The organism is Streptomyces klenkii, assembly GCF_003626645.1.
GTDB lineage: Bacteria > Actinomycetota > Actinomycetes > Streptomycetales > Streptomycetaceae > Streptomyces > Streptomyces klenkii.
Window position 1 is genome coordinate 1 of record NZ_RBAM01000173.1, and the last position, 1,092, is coordinate 1,092.

A 1,092-nucleotide genomic window follows, 5' to 3' on the forward strand; every position below is an offset into this window, starting at 1 on the left:
CCGGCCGAGGTCCAGCGGGTGCGGGCCGCCGGCCTCCCACTCCTGCTCGCACTTGGTGAGCACGCCCAGCGCGGTGAGGGGCGTGGCCGCGACGAACTCGGGCCCGAGGTACTGCGCCAGCAGGCGGCTGTCCCCGGCCGAGGGCCCGCGCACCGGCACGACGAACACCAGCCCGTCGGCCGAGGCGGCGTGGCGCAGGGTGGCGGACCGCACCTCGCCCGGGTCCAGGCCCAGGAACTCCAGGGTGTTGAGGGAGTCCTGGCCGAAGACGGAGTCCAGCCCCGGGGTGTCGATCAGCTCGAAGGCCCGCAGGTACGGGCTCGGCAGCTCCACCACGATCTCCGCAATCCCGTCGATCTCCTCCGGCCGCCGCTCGCGGCGCACGGTCAGCTCCGTCAGCTGTCCGGGGTCGAACGGCCGCGGCGGGCGGCCGTCCTTGTAGTGCACGAGGAGGCGGGCTTCGGGGCCGTGGCGCAGCCGGTTGACGTTGTAGGTCAGCTCCTGGGAGCCGGTGGCCAGCCGCTCCTCCCCGATGAGGGCGTTGACGAGGGTGGACTTGCCGGTGCTGATGCGGCCCACGACGGCCACGCTCATGGTCCGCCCGGCGCGGTCGCGTTCGGCGGCGAGGGCGCGGCGCAGCAACTCGGTGTCCTCGCCACCGCGTTCGAGCAGCCCGACGGCGCTTTCGAACGCGACGGCGACCCGCCGCGGAAGCGGCTCGCTCACGCGGCGCCCTCGTCCGGGCGCGGCGTGTCCTCGTCGGGGCCGGGCGCGTCTTCCGCGGGGCGCGGCGTCCCCGTGTCGGGGCCGGGCGCTTCCGGACCCGCCACCCCCGCCAGGCGGGCGGCGCGCGGGGCGAGTTCCGCCACCGCCTCCTCGATCTCCTTCAACGGCGCCTGCTCCCCCGCCAGTTCGGCCAGCCGCGCGGCGGCCTTCTCCTCCGTGGCCCGGATGCCGGCGCCCAGCCGGGCGAGGGTGTCGTCGATGCGCTCCCGCTCCCGGGCGATGCGGCTGTCGAAGTCGGCGGAGATGTCGGCGGCGAACGCGGCCACCATCCCCGCGACGACCGTGCCGGTGCCCGCCGCCCCCGCC

General features: G+C 76.4%; 1 protein-coding gene and 1 pseudogene. Both read right to left on the reverse strand.

Annotation, left to right across the window (positions count from 1 at the left end; all coding sequences use genetic code 11):
• Positions 1-726, reverse strand: a 726-nt coding sequence (locus D7231_RS35555; RefSeq protein WP_199739550.1) for a dynamin family protein, incomplete at its 3' end; no start/stop codon positions are given.
• Positions 723-1,092, reverse strand: a pseudogene (locus D7231_RS36845) (hypothetical protein); the annotation flags it as partial. The pseudogene D7231_RS36845 and the gene D7231_RS35555, both read right to left, overlap by 4 nt.